The sequence below is a fragment of the Burkholderia sp. E168m15 genome, assembly GCF_016586105.1.
Taxonomy (GTDB): domain Bacteria; phylum Pseudomonadota; class Gammaproteobacteria; order Burkholderiales; family Burkholderiaceae; genus Burkholderia; species Burkholderia orbicola.
Window position 1 is genome coordinate 1 of record NZ_BCPO01000016.1, and the last position, 17,433, is coordinate 17,433.

Sequence of the window (17,433 nt, forward strand, 5' to 3'; positions counted from 1 at the left end):
CTGCTGATCGATTCGGGCGGCCAGTACATGACGGGCACGACCGACATCACGCGCGTCGTGCCGGTCGGCACCGTCAGCGACCTGCAGCGGCGCGATTTCACGATCGTGCTGAAGTCGATGATGGCGCTGTCGCGTGCCCGCTTCCCGCGCGGCATCCGCTCGCCGATGCTCGACGCGATCGCGCGTGCGCCGATGTGGGCGGCCGGGCTCGACTACGGCCACGGCACCGGGCATGGCGTCGGTTACTTCCTGAACGTGCATGAGGGCCCGCAGGTCATTTCGCACTACGCGCCGGCCGAGCCGTACACGGCGATGGAAGAGGGGATGATCACGTCGATCGAGCCGGGCGTGTACCGTCCGGGCCAGTGGGGCATCCGGATCGAGAACCTGGTCGTGAACCGTGCGGCCGGAAAGACGGAATTCGGCGACTTCCTCGCCTTCGAGACGCTGACGCTGTGCCCGATCGACACGCGCTGCGTGCTGATCGAGATGCTGCACGACGAAGAGCGCGCGTGGCTGAACACGTATCACGCGACGGTGCGCGAGCGCGTCGGCCGGCATGTGAGCGGCGACGCGAAGGCGTGGCTCGACGCGCGTACGCAGCCGATCTGACGCAACGCACGGTAACGGCCGGATAGCGATCCGGTAACGATCGAACGACGGCCGGCCGATAACAGCGAGGGCAAGCAATGGCAGACACCGCGGTGATCGTGGTCGACATGCAGCGCGGGCTGGTGGAGCGGGCGCAGCCCGCGTACCGGCTCGACGACGTGGTGTCGGGCATCAACCGGTTGACGGCGGCGGCGCGCGCGGCGAACGCGCCGGTGTGCTTCGTGCAGCACGACGGCGACGCGGACGACGACGTCGTGCCCGGCACGCCGGGCTGGGAACTGCATGCGGGGCTGGTCGTCGGTCGCGACGACTGGCGCGTGCGCAAGCAGGCGAGCGATGCGTTTCACGACACGCCACTCGCGGCGCAGCTCGATCGCCACGGCATCCGCTCGGTGCTGATCTGCGGCTATGCGACCGAGTTTTGCGTCGATTCGGCCGCGCGCCGCGCCGCGCTGCTCGGCTACCGGACGACCGTCGTGTCCGACCTGCACACGACGAACGAGCGTGCCCACCTGTCGGCGGCGCAGATCGTCGCGCACCATCACTTCATCTGGAACAACAATTCGCTGTCGGGCAACGCGGTGACGCCGCGTCCGCTCGCGGACGTGCTCGCTACGGAGTTTGCATGACGATCAAGGCAGTGGTGTTCGATTTCGGCGGGGTGCTGATCGACTGGAGCCCCGAGTACCTTTACCGCGAACTGATTCCCGACGCCGCCGAGCGTCGCTGGTTCCTCACGCACGTGTGCGCGATGGACTGGGTCGTCCGCCAGGACGGCGGGCAGACGATCGAGGAAGGCACGGCCGAACTCGTCGCGAAGTTTCCGGAGCACGAAGCGCTGATCCGCGCGTTCTATGCGCGCTGGCACGAAATGATCGGCGGCGTGCTCGAAGAGGGCGCGGCGCTCGTCGACCGGCTGGAAGCGCAGGGGATGCCGCTGTTCGGGCTGACGAACTGGTCCGCGCAGACGTTTCCGTATGCATGGGACAACTTCCCGGTGCTGCGCCGCTTCAAGGACATCGTCGTGTCGGGCCGCGTGAAGCTCGTGAAACCCGATCCGGCGATCTACCGCGAGATGCATGCGCGGATCGAGCCGCACCTGCCCGGCATCGCGACGCACGAGCTCGTGTTCATCGACGACAACGCGCACAACGCGGCGGCCGCGACGGCGCTCGGCTGGCACGGCATTCATCACACGAGCGCGTCGGCGACCGAGGCGCGACTGCGCGAGCTGGGCGCGCTGGTGTAATCGACGGGGAAGCCACGCGGGATAAAAAAAGCGAGCCAAGGGCTCGCTTTTTCGTTGTGCTGTTCGGAAGTGGCCCGCTTCGGCATCCGGCCCCGCGTGATCGCGGCGCCGGGCGCCCGGGCCGCGCCGATCAGCGGCTGATCGGCTTGTAGCGCAGACGCTTCGGCTTCGCGGCTTCCTCGCCGAGGCGCGCACGCTTGTCGGCTTCGTACTCCTGGTAGTTGCCGTCGAAGAACGTGACCTGCGAATCGCCTTCGAACGCGAGGATGTGCGTCGCGATCCGGTCGAGGAACCAGCGATCGTGCGAGATCACCATCACCGAGCCCGCGAATTCGAGCAGCGCGTCTTCCAGCGCGCGCAGCGTTTCGACGTCGAGGTCGTTCGACGGTTCGTCCAGCAGCAGCACGTTGCCGCCCGAGATCAGCGTCTTCGCGAGGTGCAGGCGGCCGCGTTCGCCGCCGGACAGGTTGCCGACGATCTTCTGCTGGTCGCCGCCCTTGAAGTTGAAGCGGCCGATGTACGCACGCGACGGCGTTTCGTACTTGCCGACCGTCAGCACGTCGGCGCCGCCCGAGATTTCCTCGAACACCGTCTTCGAACCGTCGAGCGCGTCGCGGCTCTGGTCGACGTATGCGAGCTTCACCGTCGGGCCCATCACGACTTCGCCCGAATCCGGCTGTTCCTTGCCGGTCAGCATCTTGAACAGCGTCGACTTGCCGGCGCCGTTCGGACCGATGATGCCGACGATCGCGCCGGCCGGGATCTTGAAGCTCAGGTTGTCGATCAGCAGGCGGTCGCCGAACGACTTGCTGACGTTCTTGAACTCGATCACTTCATTGCCGAGGCGTTCGCCGGCCGGAATGAAGATTTCCTGCGTTTCGTTGCGCTTCTGGTATTCCTGGCTGCTCAGCTCCTCGAAGCGGGCGATACGCGCCTTCGACTTCGCCTGGCGGCCCTTCGGGTTCTGGCGCACCCACTCCAGTTCCTTCTTGATCGCCTTCTGGCGTGCCGATTCCGACGCTTCTTCCTGCTTCAGGCGCTCTTCCTTCTGGTCGAGCCAGCTGCTGTAGTTGCCCTTCCACGGAATGCCGTGGCCGCGGTCGAGTTCGAGAATCCACTCGGCCGCGTTGTCGAGGAAGTAGCGATCGTGGGTGACCGCGACCACGGTGCCCGGGAAGCGCACCAGGAACTGCTCGAGCCAGTCGACCGATTCGGCGTCGAGGTGGTTGGTCGGTTCGTCGAGCAGCAGCATGTCGGGCTTTTCGAGCAGCAGCTTGCACAGCGCGACGCGGCGCTTTTCACCGCCCGACAGGTGCTCGATCTTCGCGTCCCACGGCGGCAGGCGCAGCGCGTCGGCGGCCACTTCGAGCTGCTGCTCGGGGCTGCCGCCGTCGCTCGACGCGAGAATCGCCTCGTACTTCGCCTGCTCGGCCGCGAGCGCGTCGAAGTCGGCGTCCGGTTCGGCGTACGCCGCGTAGATTTCTTCCAGTTTCTTGTTCGCCTGGAACAGGTCGCCGAGGCCTTCCTCGACGGCTTCGCGCACGGTCTTCGTCGGATCGAGCTGCGGTTCCTGCGGCAGGTAGCCGATGTTCAGGTTCGGCATCGGCGTGGCTTCGCCTTCGATGTCCTTGTCGACGCCCGCCATGATGCGGATCAGCGTCGACTTGCCCGAGCCGTTCAGGCCGAGCACGCCGATCTTCGCGCCGGGAAAGAACGACAGCGAGATGTCCTTCAGGATCTGGCGCTTGGGCGGCACGATCTTGCCGACCCGGTTCATCGTGAAAACGTATTGGGCCATTTCGGTGTGAAAGTCAGAAGTGGTTGGGACGGCCGCGCAGCGCGCGGGCGTGGCGGCGTCGGGTGATTCGGTACGGAGCGTGCCGCGCGGGGCGCGGCGGTGCGAGCGCGTATTGTACTTCGCCGCCGGCTGCCGCTGGCGCGGTGCAGGCCATTCGGCCGATCTGCGCTCACAGCCACGCGGCGACGCCGCCGTGCCCCGAGCACGTGCCGCGCCGGTGACGGCTGAAGCTGTACGTGCCGTCGCGGCAACGTGCGCGCGCGCCGTCCGGCACGCGGCCCGATTTCGAATGGGCGGGCGCATGCACGGTTTCGCCGTCGCGGTTGCGATACGTGTCGTGACGGTCGAGATCGGCTTCGTTGCCGTAGCCGGGTGATGCGCGATATGCGTGCGCGGCAGGGGGCAACGCGGCGCCCGCGACGAACAGCGCGGCGGACAGGGTCGCGACATGGGTCGCACGGCGGAGCAGGGCACGCATGGTCTCTCTCGTTCGGTTCGTTGTTATCGAGGTCGGGCGATGTCGAACCGAACGCCCGCGCCGCATGTTGGCGGATCGGCGCGCCGCCGCGCGACGCTAGGCCGCGCCGGTCATCGACGCCGCGCCGTCGGCCTGCGCGGCATCGAGAATCCACCGGCGGAACGCGGCAACCTTCGGCCGTTCCGCGTGATGCGGCGGATAGACGAGGTAGTACGCGAAATCGTCGAGCCATGCGACGTCGGCAAGCTGCACGAGCCGGCCGCTCGCCAGCTCGCCGCGCACCATCGCGGCCGGCAGCAACCCGGCGCCCTGGCCGGCAACGATCGCCTGCAGCAGCAGGCCCGAATCGTCGAACGCCGGGCCGCGCGGCGGGCCGAAATCGTCGATCCGCTGCGCGCCGAACCAGATGTGCCAGCCCTTGCGTTCGGCGTCGTGCAACTGCGGCCAGCCGACGAGCTCGGCCGGCGTCGCCGGCATGCCGAGCCGCGCGACGAGGTCCGGCGACGCGAGCGCGACGATTTCCACCGTCAGCAGGCGTTCGCTGCACAGCCCGATGTAGCGCCCGAGGCCGTGGCGGATCGCGACGTCGACGCCGTCGCGCGCGAAATCCGCGAGCGCGTGGCTCGTGAGGACCTGCAGGTCGACGTCCGGGCAAGCCTGCCGGAACTGCGCAAGGCGTGGGACCAGCCACGCGGACGCGAAGAACGGCGTAACGCTCACCGTCAGCACGCCGCTGTCGGCGGCGCCCGACACGCGCTGCGACGCATCGGCGATCTGCCGGAACGCGTTGCGCACGGGCGGCAGGTAGTCGCGGCCGGCGGCCGTCAGCAGGATGCCGCGGTTCACGCGCTCGAACAGTTGCACGCCGAGGTGCGTCTCGAGCGTGCGGATCATCTGGCTCACCGCGCCGGGCGTGACCGACAGCTCCTCGGCCGCCGACTTCACCGACAGGTGGCGGGCGGCGGCTTCGAACGCGCGCAACGCGTTGAGCGGCGGCAGGCGGGAACGATTCATTCAGTTTTTCTAAAGCGAAAGGTCGACGAAATATCGTTTGAGACGACGCGTATGCGCGCGTACCGTTGACGCAACGGATCGCCTGTTTCGCGGCTGCCTGTCGGGTGCCGATCGGCGGCCGATGCGATCAACATAGTTCAACTATATCCACGGGGCAATCCGGACCGCCGCCCGGCAGCCGGTGGAACCCGAAAGGAGCATCGTCATGAACCGCCCGGGCGCGTCACGCGTTTTCCATGGCTGGTACGTGGTGGCGGCCGCGTTTGCCGTCACGTTCGTCGGGTTCGGCAGCGCGTATACGTTCAGTGCGTTCGTCGAATCGCTGCAGCGGGATTTCGCCGCGTCGCGCGGCCAGATCTCGCTCGTGTTCTCGCTCGCCGGCTTCCTGTACTTCGGCTTCGGCATCGTCAGCGGGCCGCTGGCCGATCGTTTCGGCTCGCGGCGGCTCGCCGTCGCCGGGATGCTGCTGACCGGCGCGGGGCTCGCGGCGGCCGGCGCGGCGCATACGCTGCTGCAGGTCTATGTCGCGTACGGGCTCGGTGTCGGGTTCGGCGTCGGCTGCGCGTACGTGCCGGCCGTCGGCGCGGTTCAGCGCTGGTTCGTGCGCCGGCGCGGGTTCGCGTCGGGGCTCGCGGTCGCGGGGATCGGCGTCGGCACGCTGGTGATGCCGCCGCTCGCGTCCGCGCTGATCGCGCAGGTCGGCTGGCGCAGCGCGTATTTCACGCTCGCCGCGCTCGTGATCGTGCTGGGAGCCGGCATGTCGCTGCTGATCGAGAACGACCCGCGCGGGCGGGGGCTGTTGCCGGACGGCGATGTCGCCCCGGACGGCGACGGCCGGAATGGCGGGGCTTCCCCGGCCGCGGCCGCGAGCGTACCAGCCGGCGCGACGGTACGCGAAGCCGTCACGTCGCGGCCGTTCGCGAGCCTCTACGCGGCCTGCCTCGTCTGTTCGTTCGGCGTATTCGTCCCGTTCGTTCACCTCGTGCCGTACGCGCTCGATCACGGCGTCGCGCCGTCGACGGCCGTGCTGCTGCTCGGCGCGATCGGCGTGGGCAGCACGGCCGGCCGCTTCTTCCTCGGCGGCCTGGCCGATCGCTTCGGCCGCCGCGCGTCGCTGCTCGCGATGTTCGCCGGCATGGCCGTTGCGCTCGTCGCATGGGCGGGCGCCGGAACCGTCGCGACGCTGGCCGGGTTCGCGCTCGTGTTCGGCGTGTTCTACGGCGGCTGGGTCGCCGTGCTGCCGGCGGTCGTGATGGACTATTTCGGCGGGCGCAACGTGAGCGCGATCATCGGCATCCTGTACACGAGCGTCGCGTTCGGCACGCTGATCGGGCCGGCCGCCGCCGGCTTCATTTACGACGCGGGCGGCGGCTATCTCGTACCGATCCTCGCGAGCGCCGCCGCGAATGCGATCGCGTTCGCGATCGTCGCGACCACCGGGCGTGCGCCGGCCGCCGCGCGTGCGGCCGGCGGATAGTGCCACCCGGCTGGGCGCGCCGCGCGATTTCCGGTAGGGTGGCCGGACCGTCAACCATCGACGCACGGTCGGGGAGGCATCGTGACATTCGACGAAGTCCGGCAGATCGCACTGGCGTGGCGTCGAGGACGGCACGTCGTACGGCACGCCCGCGCTCAAGGTGAAGGGCAAGGTGCTCGCGCGGCTGCGCGAGGACGGCGACACGCTCGTCGTGAAGGGCGTCGGCCCCGACGAGCGTGCATGGCTGATCGAGTCGGCGCCCGACGTGTATTACGTGACCGATCACTATGTCGGCTGGCCGATCGTGCTGGTGCGCCTGTCGGCCGCGCATCCCGACGCCGTGAAAAACCTGCTTCTGCGGGAATGGCGCGCAATCGTGCCGGCGAAGTGGCGGGACGAAGCCGCCCGCGACACGCACTGAATCGCGCCCACCCCGCGCGCGATGCAGCCTGCCGAACCGGATCAAGCGTTGCATCGGTTCGTATCGATGCAACGAGTGGTTCCATCGAAATTCTTCAATTGGTTCTTAGTGAAGAACCGTTTGATGCTTACACTCCTTCGCTTCGAAGGCGGCTGACGACAGCCGACGGAACGGGCGTACGCGATGCGCCGGCGCCCGGTGCGCCGCATCGCACCCGCAGCTTCGCAGACTGCGCGGGCGACCCGACCGGAACGGCCCCATCCGGCCCATGCCCGCGTGCGACGCACCCGCGGCCGCGACCGGATTCAAGAACGACAACTCCCCGCGCCGCCTTCACGCGACACCCGGTCGTACCGGAACCGTTTTTTGGAGAGAGACAGATGAGTGGAAGCAACACAGGCCTCGGCACTGGCCTGAAGCAGCGTCACGTAACGATGATGTCGATTGCCGGCGTGATCGGCGCGGGCTTGTTCGTCGGCTCCGGCCACGCGATCGCGGAAGCCGGGCCGGCATCGATACTCGCGTATGCGATCGCGGGCGTGCTGGTCGTGCTGGTGATGCGCATGCTCGGCGAAATGGCCGTCGCGCATCCGGACAGCGGGTCGTTCTCGACCTATGCCGATCGCGCGATCGGCCACTGGGCCGGCTTCACGATCGGCTGGCTGTACTGGTGGTTCTGGGTGCTGGTGATCCCGATCGAGGCGACCGCCGCCGCGACCATCCTCAATGCGTGGTTCCCGGGCATCGCGACGTGGATCTTCGCGCTCGGCATCACGCTGCTGCTCACCGTCACCAATCTCTTCTCCGTCAAGAACTACGGCGAATTCGAATTCTGGTTCGCGCTGATCAAGGTCGTCGCGATCGTCGTGTTCCTGTGCATCGGCGGTGCGGCGATCGTCGGCATCATTCCGGCGCCGGCCGTGTCGGGCGTGTCGAACCTGTTCGTGCACGACGGCTTCATGCCGCACGGCGCGAGCGCGGTGCTCGCGGCCATGCTCACGACGATGTTCTCGTTCCTCGGCACCGAGATCGTGACGATCGCGGCCGCCGAATCGGACAACCCGCAGCGCCAGATCGTGCGCGCGACGAACTCGGTCATCTGGCGTATCACGCTGTTCTATCTCGGCTCGATCCTCGTCGTCGCGGCCATCGTGCCGTGGAACGACCCGCTGCTGCCGAAGCACGGCTCGTATCAGCGCGCGATGGAGCTGATCGGCGTCCCGAACGCGAAGGCGATCATCGACGTGATCGTGCTCGTGTCGGTCGCGAGCTGCCTGAATTCGGCGCTGTACACCGCGTCGCGGATGCTGTTCTCGCTGTCCCGGCGCAAGGACGCGCCCGCCTTCCTGCATCGCACCGATTCGACCGGCACGCCGCGTGCGGCCGTGCTTGCGTCGACCGCGTTCGGCTTCCTGACCGTGATCGCGAACTACCTGATGCCGGAGCAGGTGTTCGGCTTCCTGCTCGCGACGTCGGGCGCGATCGCGCTGCTCGTGTATCTCGTGATCGCGATCTCGCAACTGCGGATGCGCAAGACGCTCGAATCGGGCGGCGCGGACCTGACGCTGCGGATGTGGCTGTTCCCGTGGCTCACGTGGGCCGTGATCCTGTTCATCTGCGGCACGCTGACCGTGATGTTCGTCAGCGAGGAGCACCGGATGGAAGTCGGCGCGACGGCCGTGCTGGCGTTGATCGTGCTGTTCGCGTCGTGGCTGAACAAGCGCGGCCGCGATGCGCGGGCGAACGCGGGGCGCCGGGTGTCGGCGACGTGATCTGATCGCGTGATGTAGCGGCGGGGCGGGAGCCTCGCTCATGAACATGGCCTGACCGGCATCTGCCGGCCGGGCCATTTTGCTTTCGACGACGGACGGATGCCGTTGCGAGTACCGGCCGCGCGGCATCGATATTGGGCGACGCACGCTGCTGCGTGCCGACGGGAACGTCGTCTGGCGAAACGATCGTCGCCTATACTCGACGAGAAGAAAAATCGCGGGGGTGGGCGATGGGGACGGTGCACGGATCGGGCAGTCGCGCGGTCGACGCGCGGCGCGTCGGCACGTATGCAGCCGCGGTACTCGCGCTGCAGATCGTCGTTCTGGCTGTCTGGGCGATGAGGTACTACGGCTGGCACGATCGCTCGTCCCCGATGGTCGGCTCGGACTTCGCGATTTTCTGGGCGGCGGCCCGTGTCGCGATCGAGCACGGCGCCGCGGCGATCTTCTCGCCCGGGTGGATGCAGCCGATCGAAGCCGCCCTGCGGCCGTTCGACGACTTCGCTCCGTGGCCGTATCCGCCGACGTTCCTGCTCGTCATCCTCCCGTTCGGCCTCGTGCCGTTCGCCTTCGCGCTCGTGGTGTTCGCGACACTGCAGATCGCTTGTTATGCGGAGGTCGTCGCGCGTGTCGTGCGCCCGCTCGACACGCAACTGCGCGTCGCGATTGCCGCATTTCCGGGGCTGCTCGGCGCGGCGCTCACGATGCAAAATTCCTTCATGACGGTCGCGGCGGCGGCCGCGGCGCTGCTCCTGCTCGAATCGAGCCCGGTTCTGGCGGGCGCATGCATTGCGGTGCTGATCGTGAAGCCGCAATTCGGCGTGCTGTTCCCGTTGGCGCTCATCTGCGGGCGCCACTGGAAGGCGTTGATATCGGCCGGCGCGTTCAGCGCCGGCATCGTCGCGGTGTCGCTGGCGGCGTTTGGCGTGCGGGCGTGGGCCGCGTTTTTCGCGTTCATGCCGGCGTTCCACCACAACGTGGTCGAGTACGGCGACACGCTTCGGCGGGCCATGCCGTCGACGATCTCGCTCGCCCGGGCAGCCGGGCTGTCCGTCGGGCCAGCCTATGCCGTGCATGCGGTCGTCGGGGTACTGGCGGTCGCGGCGGTCGTCGACGTCTGGATTCGCCGCTCGCGCTTCGCGCTCCGCGCCGCCGCGCTCGCCGCCGGTACGCTGCTCGTGCAGCCTTACTATGTGTACTACGACCTGCTCTGGCTGGTGTTGCCGGTTGCATTCCTGCTGCTGGACGCGCGGAACGTCCCGTTGCGCCGAGCCGAGATCGTGATCGTCGTGCTGGCCTGGCTCGCGCCGGCGCAGGCCTTCATCGCGGTGATCAGCGGCACGGGTTGGCCGGTCGCGTCGGCGATGCTGGTCGCGCTGCTCGCGATGATCGTGCGCCGGAGTCGCGCGCCGGCGCCGGTGGCTGCGTAGCGGTTGCCGGGTGAGCGCATGTTGCTGCAGTCGGTCGACCCGAGCGGAACGATGCCGGGCGCATGAAACAGAAAACCCCTTGCGGCGCCGAGGCCGCAAGGGGTTTTCCGTGTATTGCCGTACTACGCCTGGGGTGATTCGCTCAGACGTTGAACAGGAAGTTCATCACGTCGCCGTCGTGCACGACGTATTCCTTCCCTTCCGCGCGCATCTTGCCGGCTTCCTTCGCGCCTTGCTCGCCCTTGTACGTGACGAAGTCGTCGAACGCGATCGTCTGCGCACGGATGAAGCCGCGCTCGAAGTCGGTGTGGATCACGCCGGCCGCTTGCGGAGCGGTATCGCCGATGTGGATCGTCCACGCGCGCACTTCCTTCACGCCGGCGGTGAAATAGGTCTGCAGGCCGAGCAGCTTGAAGCCCGCGCGGATCACGCGGTCGAGGCCCGGCTCTTCCATGCCCATGTCGGCGAGGAATGCTTCCTTGTCCGCGTCGTCGAGATCGGCGATTTCCGCCTCGATCGCCGCGCATACGGCGACCACCGGCGCGTTTTCGCTTTCCGCGTACTTGCGCACCGCCTCGAGGTGCGGGTTGTTCTCGAAGCCGTCGTCCTTCACGTTGGCGACGTACATCGCCGGCTTCGCGGTGATCAGGCAGAACGGCTTGATCAGCGCCTGTTCGTCGTCCGACAGCGCGAGGCCGCGCACGGCCTTGCCCTGGTCGAGTTGCGCGCGCACCTTTTCGAGCACCGCGACGAGCTTCGCCGCTTCCTTGTCGTTGCCCGACTTCGCCGCCTTCGAATAGCGCGTGAGCGCCTTCTCGATGGTGCCGAGGTCGGCGAGCGCGAGTTCGGTGTTGATCACTTCGATGTCGTCGATCGGGCTGACCTTGCCGGCGACGTGAATGACGTTGTCATCCTCGAAGCAGCGCACGACGTGCGTGATCGCATCGGTTTCGCGGATGTTCGCGAGGAACTGGTTGCCGAGGCCTTCACCCTTGCTCGCGCCCGCGACGAGGCCCGCGATGTCGACGAATTCGACGACGGCCGGCACGACACGCTCCGGCTTGACGATCTCGGAGAGCGCCTTCAGGCGCGTATCGGGCACTTCGACGATGCCGACGTTCGGCTCGATCGTGCAGAACGGGTAGTTCTCGGCGGCGATGCCGGCCTTGGTCAGCGCATTGAACAGGGTGGACTTGCCGACGTTGGGCAAGCCGACGATGCCGCATTTGAGACTCATGGAATCCTTCGGACGGGTGAGGCGGCGCGGCCGGACAGGGCACGGCGGCGCGGGAAAAAAGGGGCGGCCGGCGCGTGGAGCGCGGCGGGCCGACGGTCAAAGACGCTATTGTACCGTGCCGGCGCCCCGGATTCCGGGCTTGCCGCCGAACGGCCGATGCGGCGGGCCGCCGCGCGGGCGCACCGGCCCGCGATTCTGCTGATTTCCCGCAAAGTCCGGCCGCGTAAGGGTTTGGCCCCGCGGCTATAATGCCCGCCATGACTGCCCACCACTCCTTCGACGTCGCCGTGGTCGGCGGCGGGCTCGTCGGCAAGACGGCCGCGCTCGCGCTGACCCAGTCCGGCTACAAGACAGCCTTGCTCGCCCAGCCGGCCACGCCGCGCCCCGCCGATCTCGCGTTCGACACGCGGGTCTACGCGCTGTCGTCCAGTTCGCAGGCGTTGCTCGAGCGGCTGCGGGTCTGGCAGGCGCTCGACCACGGCCGGCTCGCGCCGGTCTACGACATGCGCGTGTATGGCGATGCGCATGCCGAACTGCATTTCTCCGCCTACCAGGCGTCCGTGCCGCAGCTCGCCTGGATCGCCGAATCCTCGCTGGTCGAGGCGTCGCTCGACGCCGCGCTGCGGTTCCAGCCGAACCTGACGTGGTTCGATGCGCGTGCGCAGGGCTTCGACGTGCGCGACGACGCGGCCGTGCTGACGCTGTCGTCGGGCCAGGTGCTCGAGGCCGATCTCGTCGTCGGCGCCGACGGCGCGCATTCGTGGGTGCGCTCCCAAATGGGGGCCAGGGTAGAGCGACGCGACTACCGGCAAACGGGCGTCGTCGCGAACTTCAAGGCATCGCTGCCGCACCGCGAGACCGCGTACCAGTGGTTCCACGAAGGCGAGATCGTCGCGCTGCTGCCGCTGCCGGACGGCCACGTGTCGCTCGTGTGGTCCGCGCACACCGCGCATGCCGACGCACTGCTCGCACTCGATCCGGCGCAGCTCGCGGCCGAGGTCGAGCGCGTGTCGCACGGCCAGGTCGGCACGCTCGAATGCGTGACGCCGGCCGCCGGCTTCCCGCTGGCCCTGCAGACGGTCGACAAGCTGATCGCGCCGCGTGTCGCGCTGGTAGGCGATGCCGCGCACCTGATTCACCCGCTCGCGGGGCAGGGGATGAACCTCGGGCTGCGCGACGTCGCCGCGCTCGCCGACGCGATCGCGGGCAAGGAAAGCTTCCGCAATCTCGGCGATACGGTGCTGCTGCGCCGCTACGAACGTTCGCGCCGCGAGGACATTCGCGCGCTGATGGTCGCCACCGACGGCCTGCAGCGGCTGTTCGCGGTGCCGGGCTCGCTCGCGAAGGCGGTGCGCAATGCGGGCATGGCGTTCGTCGGCGCGCAGCCGCTTGTGAAGCGCTGGCTCGTGTCGGCCGCGCTCGGCTGAGCGAACCTTCCGCCGCCGCGCCGGTCGGAGACGGTTCCGTTACGGCGTACACTGTGCCGTGCACTCCGATTGAGCTGAAGGAAGATTTCAATGAAAAAAACGATCCGCATCGCGTCGCTGGCGCTGGCCGTCACGATGGCGACGCTCGGCTGCACCGCGCAGGCCGACCAGACCACCGACAAGCTGAAGGCCACGCTGCAAGCCCGTCTCGGCAACGACGCGCCGATCAAGAGCGTGTCGAAATCGCCGGTCGCAGGCCTTTACGAAGTGAACCTCGGCTCGCAGATCATCTATAGCGACGCGGCGGGCGACTACGTGCTGCTCGGCGATCTCGTCGACGCGAAGACGCACAAGAACCTGACCGACGCCCGCCTGTCCGAAATCAACAAGATCGACTTCGCGAGCCTGCCGTTCGCGAATGCGATCAAGATCGTCAAGGGCAACGGCGCCCGCAAGATCGCGGTGTTCTCCGATCCGAACTGCCCGTACTGCAAGAAGCTCGAGACGACGCTGCAGTCGGTCGACAACGTGACCGTCTACACGTTCCTGTACCCGGTGCTGTCGCCGGATTCGACCGCGAAGTCGAAGGCGATCTGGTGCGCGACCGACCGCGCGAAGACGTGGGAAAGCTGGATGCTCGACCATCGCGCGCCGTCCGGCGCCGGTACCTGCGACACCACCGCGCTCGACAAGAACCTTGCGCTCGGCCGCGGGATGAACGTCACGGGCACGCCGACGATCTTTTTGCCGGACGGTCGCCGCCTGCCGGGCGCGGTATCGGCCGACCAGCTCAACCAGGCGCTCGCCTCGAGCAAGTAACCGACTGCACGCCGGGCGCAGCGCCCGGCCAGCGAGGGGCGCCCGCATGATCTGCCGGCGCCTCTCTTCGTTTTCGCCGCCGTATTCGACCGACCGATTGCCACGATGACCCAGCCGATCCGCTATTCGATTGTCCCGAAAGATCTTGCCGCGCACCTGTTCGAAGTGACGGTGACGGTTGCCGATCCCGATCCCGAAGGCCAGCGTTTCTCGCTGCCGGTATGGATTCCGGGCAGCTATCTCGTGCGCGAATTCGCACGCAACATCGTGACGCTGCGTGCGTTCAACGACGCGGGCCGCAAGGTGCGCATCGCGAAGACCGACAAGCACACGTGGCAGGCCGCGCCCGTGGCCGGCGCGCTGACGCTGCGCTACGACGTGTATGCATGGGATTTGTCGGTGCGCTCCGCGTATCTCGACGAATCGGGCGGCTTCTTCAACGCGACGGCGGTGTTCCTGAGCGTCGCCGGTCGCGAGGACGCGCCGTGCGAAGTCGACATCGCGAAACCGGCCGGTGCCGCGTTCCGCACGTGGCGTGTCGGCACCGCGCTGCCCGAAGCGGGCGGCACCCGGCGTTACGGTTTCGGCGCGTATCGCGCGGCGAACTATGACGAGCTGTCCGACCATCCGGTGACGATCGGCGAATTCGCGCTCGCGACGTTCGACGCGCACGGCGTGCCGCACGACATCGTGATCGCCGGGCGCGTGACGCAACTCGACCTGGAGCGGCTGCGTACCGATCTGAAGCGTGTGTGCGAAGCGCAGATCGCGCTGTTCGAGCCGAAGTCGAAAAAGGCGCCGATGGACCGCTACGTGTTCATGACGCTCGCGGTCAGCGACGGCTACGGTGGCCTCGAGCATCGCGCATCGACCGCGCTGATCTGCAACCGGACCGACCTGCCGGTGAAGGGGCGACCGGAAACGACGGAAGGCTATCGCACGTATCTCGGTCTCTGCAGCCACGAGTATTTCCACACGTGGAACGTGAAGCGCATCAAGCCGGCGGCGTTCGTGCCGTACGACCTCACGCGCGAGAACTACACGTCGCTGCTGTGGCTGTTCGAGGGCTTCACGTCGTATTACGACGACCTGATGCTGGTGCGCAGCGGGCTGATGTCGCAGGACGACTATTTCGCGGCCCTCGGCCGCACGATCGGTGGCGTGCTGCGCGGCACGGGCCGGCTCAAGCAGAGCGTCGCGGAAAGCTCGTTCGACGCGTGGATCAAGTACTACCGCCAGGACGAGAACGCGACCAACGCGATCGTCAGCTATTACACGAAGGGCTCGCTCGTTGCGCTGGCGTTCGATCTCGCGATCCGCGCGCGGACGCGCAACCGGAAGTCGCTCGACGACGTGATGCGCCTGCTGTGGCAACGCTACGGCCGCGACTTCTATCGCGGCAAGCAGGCGGGTGTGGACGAAAACGAAGTCGAGGCGCTGATCGAGGAGGCGACGGGCATCGCGCTCGGCCGCCTGTTCGCCGACGCCGTGCACGGCACGCGCGACCTGCCGCTCGGCGAACTGCTCGCGCCGTTCGGCGTGACGCTGGCCCCCGAGGTCGCGACCGGCGCGGCCGCGAAGCCGACGATCGGCGCGCGCCTGCGGGGCGGCGCGGACTGCACGTTGGCGGCGGTCTACGAAGGCGGCGCCGCGCATCGCGCGGGGCTGTCGGCCGGCGACACGCTGATCGCGGTCGACGGGCTGCGCGTGACGGGCACGAACCTCGATGCGCTGCTCGCACGCTACCGGCCGGGCGACAAGGTCGAGATTCACGCGTTCCGCCGCGACGAGCTGCGCACCGCGAAACTGAAGCTCGACGGCCCGGAAGTCACCCGCTACCGGCTGACGGCGGCCGCGAAGCCGGCTGCGGCCACGAAGGCCCGCGAAGCCTGGCTGAAGGGGTAATCGTACGCAAGCGGGTAGCGGGGCACGATCGGCGATTGTTCTGTTGTTGCAACAATCCGTCGCCCTGAACCCGCTTTTTCGCGGTCATGTGGCCACGCACAATGGCGTCACTCGCGCTACCGAAGCGCAACCCCACCCGGAGCCTGACATGACGACCATTCTGCAAATCAATTCCGCCGCGCGTTCGCAAGGTGCGCAATCCACGCTGCTGTCCAACGAACTGACGGCAAAGCTGCAACAATCGAACCCCGGCGCGAACGTCGTGGTCCGCGACCTGCTGGCCGATGCGCTGCCGCACCTCGACGAATCGGTGCTCGGCGCGTTCTTCACGCCGGCCGACAAGCGCACCGCGGAACAGAATGCGATCGTCGCGAAGAGCGATGCACTGATCGCCGAACTGCAAGCGGCCGACATCATCGTGATCGGCGCGCCGATGTACAACTTCGGCATCTCGTCGCAACTGAAGACGTACTTCGACTGGATCGCCCGCGCAGGCGTCACGTTCCGCTATACCGAGAACGGTCCGGAAGGCCTGATCAAGGGCAAGAAGGTTCACGTGGTGACGGCGCGCGGCGGCAAGTACCTGGGTACGCCGAACGATAGCCAGACCCCGTACCTGCGTTCGTTCCTCGGCTTCATCGGCCTGACCGACGTGAATTTCATTCACGCGGAAGGCCTGAACCTCGGCCCGGACGCGCAGAGCGCCGCGCTGGCCAGCGCACGCGAAGCGATCGCCGCCGCGTAACGCGTCAGGTCGATGCGGGTGCGATGCACCCGCTGCGTCGCCCGATGAAAAAACGCCGCGTCCTTTCGGGGACGCGGCGTTTTTGCATTCGGCCGGCGAACTCGCCGCAACCGAGGCCGTTACGCGAGCGTTTCGGCTACGTCCGGCAGGCGCCAGTCGATCGGTTCGCGGCCGGCAGCGGCCAGATAGTCGTTCGCGAGCGCGAAATGGCGGCAGCCGAGGAAGCCGCGGTGCGCGGACAGCGGCGACGGATGCGGCGCTTCGAGCACGCAGTGCGCGTTCGCGTCGAACAGCGCGCGCTTGGCCTGCGCGTGCGCGCCCCACAGCATGAACACGAGCCCGCGATGACGGCCGGCGAGCTCGCGGATCAGCGTGTCCGTGCATTGCTCCCAGCCGCGCTTCGCATGGCTCGCGGCCGCGCCGCGCTCGACCGTCAGCACGGTGTTGAGCAGCAGCACGCCCTGGCGTGCCCACGTGTCGAGGCAGCCGTGACGCGGCGTGTCGTGACCGAAGTTCGCGGCGATTTCCTTGAAGATGTTGCGCAGCGACGGCGGCGTGCGGACGGCCGGCGGCACCGAGAACGCGAGGCCGTGCGCCTGCGGCGTGCCGCGGTCGTCGCCGTGGTACGGGTCCTGGCCGAGGATCACGACCTTCACGTCGTCGGGATGCGTCAGGCGCAGCGCGCGGAACACGTCGGTCGGGTAGACCGTCTTGCCGGCCGCACGCTCTTCGTCGACGAAGCGGCACAGCGGCGCGTACGCGTCGCTGTCGGTGAACGGTTTCAGCACGTCGCGCCAGACGGCCGGCAGCGCGTCGAATTGCGCGGCGAGATGCGGTACGTCGGCGGCAACGGGCCGCGGGGCCGCGGCGGGCGGAGCCGGCTCGGGCATGGGCACGGGCGCCGGGGCAGCGGTTTTCTTCGCGGGTTTGCGCCCGGCCGCAGGCGGCTCGGAAGCCGCGGACGGAATATCGGCCGGTGCCGTTTCCGGCACGGGATCGTCGAACAGCGACGCCTGTTGCGGCGCGCGGGAAGTCTTGCGGGTTGCCAT

Annotated in this window: 15 protein-coding genes and 1 pseudogene; 11 read left to right on the forward strand and 5 right to left on the reverse strand. The window is 68.0% G+C overall.

What is annotated here, in order from left to right:
- The 3 genes from JMF86_RS02150 to JMF86_RS02160 form a co-directional block, all read left to right on the forward strand.
- On the forward strand, positions 1-612 hold a 612-nt coding region (locus JMF86_RS02150), incomplete at its 5' end, for a M24 family metallopeptidase (RefSeq protein WP_201316688.1).
- A 77-nt stretch (positions 613-689) separates the two neighbouring features.
- A complete protein-coding gene (locus tag JMF86_RS02155; protein ID WP_011546544.1) occupies positions 690-1,241 on the forward strand; it encodes a cysteine hydrolase family protein in 552 nt (183 codons plus the stop codon).
- The gene (locus JMF86_RS02160) at positions 1,238-1,861 is read left to right on the forward strand and encodes an HAD family hydrolase (RefSeq protein WP_054928319.1); all 624 of its coding nucleotides are present in this window, start codon (positions 1,238-1,240) and stop codon (positions 1,859-1,861) included. Before JMF86_RS02155 ends, JMF86_RS02160 begins: the two co-directional genes overlap by 4 nt.
- Before the next feature lie 130 nt (positions 1,862-1,991).
- Here the strand turns inward: JMF86_RS02160 and ettA are convergent, their stop codons facing one another.
- The 3 genes from ettA to gcvA form a co-directional block, all read right to left on the reverse strand.
- Positions 1,992-3,659, reverse strand: coding sequence for an energy-dependent translational throttle protein EttA (gene ettA / locus JMF86_RS02165; RefSeq protein WP_006494122.1), 1,668 nt, complete (start codon positions 3,657-3,659; stop codon positions 1,992-1,994).
- 169 nt (positions 3,660-3,828) lie between these two features.
- Positions 3,829-4,137 (reverse strand): DUF3761 domain-containing protein, encoded by a 309-nt coding sequence (locus JMF86_RS02170; protein ID WP_054928320.1) that lies wholly within the window; start codon positions 4,135-4,137, stop codon positions 3,829-3,831.
- A gap of 96 nt (positions 4,138-4,233) precedes the next feature.
- On the reverse strand, positions 4,234-5,151 hold the full coding sequence (gene gcvA / locus JMF86_RS02175) for a transcriptional regulator GcvA (RefSeq protein ID WP_054928321.1): 918 nt from the start codon (positions 5,149-5,151) through the stop codon (positions 4,234-4,236).
- A 205-nt stretch (positions 5,152-5,356) separates the two neighbouring features.
- On the opposite strand from gcvA, the gene JMF86_RS02180 reads away from it, so the two are divergent.
- The 4 genes and pseudogenes from JMF86_RS02180 to JMF86_RS02195 all read left to right on the forward strand — a co-directional run bounded on the left by JMF86_RS02180 (position 5,357) and on the right by JMF86_RS02195 (position 10,251).
- Positions 5,357-6,628, forward strand: a complete 1,272-nt coding sequence (locus tag JMF86_RS02180) for an MFS transporter (protein WP_054928322.1) — start codon at positions 5,357-5,359, stop codon at positions 6,626-6,628.
- Between the two features lie 81 nt (positions 6,629-6,709).
- Positions 6,710-7,049, forward strand: a pseudogene (locus JMF86_RS02185) (MmcQ/YjbR family DNA-binding protein).
- Between the two features lie 380 nt (positions 7,050-7,429).
- Positions 7,430-8,821 carry a GABA permease gene (gabP, locus tag JMF86_RS02190; protein WP_054928324.1) on the forward strand — a complete coding sequence of 464 codons (1,392 nt, stop codon included), beginning with the start codon at positions 7,430-7,432 and terminating at the stop codon, positions 8,819-8,821.
- A gap of 230 nt (positions 8,822-9,051) precedes the next feature.
- Complete coding sequence (locus JMF86_RS02195; RefSeq protein ID WP_054928325.1) at positions 9,052-10,251, forward strand: glycosyltransferase family 87 protein; 1,200 nt, start codon at positions 9,052-9,054, stop codon at positions 10,249-10,251.
- Positions 10,252-10,393: 142 nt separating this feature from the next.
- On the opposite strand, the gene ychF is transcribed toward JMF86_RS02195, so the two are convergent.
- Positions 10,394-11,488, reverse strand: a complete 1,095-nt coding sequence (gene ychF / locus JMF86_RS02200) for a redox-regulated ATPase YchF (RefSeq protein ID WP_006477050.1) — start codon at positions 11,486-11,488, stop codon at positions 10,394-10,396.
- Between the two features lie 248 nt (positions 11,489-11,736).
- Here ychF and JMF86_RS02205 point away from each other — a divergent pair, with 248 nt between their 5' ends.
- The 4 genes from JMF86_RS02205 to JMF86_RS02220 all read left to right on the forward strand — a co-directional run bounded on the left by JMF86_RS02205 (position 11,737) and on the right by JMF86_RS02220 (position 16,384).
- On the forward strand, positions 11,737-12,915 hold the full coding sequence (locus JMF86_RS02205) for a UbiH/UbiF family hydroxylase (RefSeq protein ID WP_027809355.1): 1,179 nt from the start codon (positions 11,737-11,739) through the stop codon (positions 12,913-12,915).
- Positions 12,916-13,005: 90 nt separating this feature from the next.
- Positions 13,006-13,734: a DsbC family protein gene (locus tag JMF86_RS02210; RefSeq protein WP_006477048.1), complete on the forward strand. Its 729-nt coding sequence runs from the start codon at positions 13,006-13,008 to the stop codon at positions 13,732-13,734.
- 105 nt (positions 13,735-13,839) lie between these two features.
- Entirely contained in the window at positions 13,840-15,639 is a 1,800-nt protein-coding gene (locus tag JMF86_RS02215) for a M61 family metallopeptidase (protein ID WP_054928326.1), read from the forward strand.
- A gap of 148 nt (positions 15,640-15,787) precedes the next feature.
- Entirely contained in the window at positions 15,788-16,384 is a 597-nt protein-coding gene (locus tag JMF86_RS02220) for an FMN-dependent NADH-azoreductase (RefSeq protein WP_006477046.1), read from the forward strand.
- A 119-nt stretch (positions 16,385-16,503) separates the two neighbouring features.
- Here JMF86_RS02220 and JMF86_RS02225 read toward each other — a convergent pair whose 3' ends face one another.
- The gene (locus JMF86_RS02225) at positions 16,504-17,433 is read right to left on the reverse strand and encodes a uracil-DNA glycosylase (protein ID WP_054928327.1); all 930 of its coding nucleotides are present in this window, start codon (positions 17,431-17,433) and stop codon (positions 16,504-16,506) included.